The sequence below is a fragment of the Vibrio sp. 10N.247.310.23 genome (assembly GCF_041467155.1).
In the GTDB taxonomy this organism is placed as follows: domain Bacteria; phylum Pseudomonadota; class Gammaproteobacteria; order Enterobacterales; family Vibrionaceae; genus Vibrio; species Vibrio crassostreae_C.
The window spans coordinates 1-2,345 of record NZ_JBFSTZ010000079.1; the positions used below are offsets into that span (position 1 = coordinate 1).

3 protein-coding genes are annotated in these 2,345 nt (G+C 38.3%); all 3 read left to right on the plus strand.

Features of this window, described 5'->3' with window-relative positions; genetic code table 11:
• Positions 1-936: 936 nt before the first annotated feature.
• A complete protein-coding gene (locus tag AB6D93_RS23835; protein WP_371979973.1) occupies positions 937-1,197 on the plus strand; it encodes a helix-turn-helix transcriptional regulator in 261 nt (86 codons plus the stop codon).
• Between the two features lie 117 nt (positions 1,198-1,314).
• Positions 1,315-1,503 (plus strand): TraY domain-containing protein, encoded by a 189-nt coding sequence (locus AB6D93_RS23840; RefSeq protein ID WP_371979972.1) that lies wholly within the window; start codon positions 1,315-1,317, stop codon positions 1,501-1,503.
• A 346-nt stretch (positions 1,504-1,849) separates the two neighbouring features.
• A complete protein-coding gene (locus AB6D93_RS23845; RefSeq protein WP_371979971.1) occupies positions 1,850-2,224 on the plus strand; it encodes a hypothetical protein in 375 nt (124 codons plus the stop codon).
• Positions 2,225-2,345 lie beyond the last annotated feature (121 nt).

Sequence of the window (2,345 nt, forward strand, 5' to 3'; positions counted from 1 at the left end):
CAATCAACTCATGCTTACGGGCTTTGCGTTTGGCACGATATTCTTTGTCGTATTGCGATTTAGTTTGAAGGGTATTTTGCTCAGAGAATGACATAACACACCCCAACAGAACTCAAGCACTCGTACAGTGAAACAGGTTCACGGACATAGTAATAGCTTGGACTGAGAGTATGTGTAGATAGATCGCACTTAAGGCAAGTTAGTTTTATATTGGTCATAAGATTCTGCTCGATTTTTAGGGTTGTTTAGTTTCCACACCAAACAATGAAACTTCAATCTACAGAAAATCTCTTTAAAGATCAATGGTAAATTTCAGGCACAAAAAAGCCGTTCACGAGCAGGCGAACGGCTTTTTGCGAATGCTATGCAGTTAGATTGGAAGTCTAACACATTCTAGATCTTAAAAAATACACTACATAGAAAACTATGTAGTAGCGTGCTATGTAATGCACTTTTCACTTTAAGATCATGACTGCATAATAGCAATGATACTTCTTTTTGTAAAGCATCAGAGTGGTTTAAAGTGAATCAAATTTATTTTTTTATGTTAACTTTTTTGTTCGATGGTTTAAATATGTCTCCAGTATCTAAATCAATTTTATAACCTTTTGTTAGCCAACGACTTACTTCTGATGCACTTATATGAGAATTGTCTTTTAAGAAAAGTTTTTGGTTACCGTGGGCGGAACCATATCTACTGTTAATGTATGTCAAAAGGGATATGTTCACGATGCCTTACTGCGTTGTTAAAATTTAATAAGGTATTATACCACTTCTTAAACTGCCAATAATATAACACTCAAGTCTAAAAATTATAATCTTCTCTCACTCCATATAATTTGCACTATTGTAAATTATACAATAGTGTATAATTTACAATAGTGTGAAACACCAGAGCTATTGATACTTATGTTAAACAAGCTTAATTTGGATTATATGAAAAACGCAAAACCTATTGATAATTTTAACTATTTATTTCCTGAGCTGACATCTAAGCAATATAATGTATTGGAAATGTATGCTTCTGGAGCCCCACAAAAACAATTGAGTATCCAACTTGATATTTCAATTGACACTGTTAAAGAACACTTACTTTCGATTAAGAAAAAGTTGGGCTGTCAAAATACGCTTGAGATCCGCTATGTGTATTTATCCAGAATTATGGGGGTTATTGCTTTGAGAATAGTCAACTTATAGCCTCAATACCCCCTTTTTTTATGGGGGTATTGAGATCTATGGCTTTACGATATGATACAGCTCAATTCGATTCATATTGAACTAAGTTGATTTGATAAGCTTTATATCGAGAAAATTATGAGCAAACAGGAAATAGGAAAACTTAGTGTAACTGTTGTTCTCACTGGTGCATCCGTTAAGAGATTTTTAAACTCTGTGGAAAAATCAGGTCGTTCAAATCGTTCTGAAGCTAAATTACGAATGGAAGACCATTTAGAACAATTCACAGAAATTTCTTCAGTTGGATCTCGCGTAACGAGGAAATAGTCTCGAAAGTGATTACAGGTTAGGAATAAAGTCATCACGATGAGACTCGAAGGTGGGCTGCCTTCAATTGCAAAAAGCGCCGCAGAGGGGCGCAGGCTGCGTAATATGCCTAACAAATTCAGGAGCCCGCCTGGGGCGACGTCCAAGGCTGTTTGTCTACTCAATTAAGCACGCTTGTTGAGTGGTTAAGCAGAGTTACTTGGGAATACCAGACACCACACCCTTTAGGTGTGCGCATTCTACTACAAGAACGCTCAAGCCAGTTTGTAGCACGGCTCTTGAAAGAGAGCCCATTGTTTTGGTCTTTATCAAAGACCAAAACAATGTCCTAAAAAGGAGTGGGAATATGCAAATTGTATACGGATATTGTAGTGAAGACGATGCGGTTAATTTGTTAGATCGCCTGATTGAACGCGGCGATTTTATTGGCGTAAAAAAACTGGGGATGGTCGAGCGTGAATACATCGCGTTTGCCGCCTTGCTACCTTCTTCGGGGCGACTTTCCCTTCCTTACTCTTGGGAGGGTGTTCATTTTATTGCCGTCCAAAAACAAACTCAATCAGTCCTTCGTCTCACTCTACCTGCCTCAGATAATGCTCGAAAAAAACATCACCGAAAACTCAAGAACACCATCATGACGCCGAGAAATTGGAAGCAACACGTGAGCCGTAATCGCGGCTTAAAGTTTGCGAGCGATTCATTGCTGCATTTAAGCGCTTAATCTTTAAGTTAACGTCTGTAAACCTGCCTACCCGCAGATCCCTTAATTAATCAATCATCCATTCGGCATGATTGTCACCTCATACCTCGAACGCTTGTTCGTTGCTATATCCAGCAGCTTC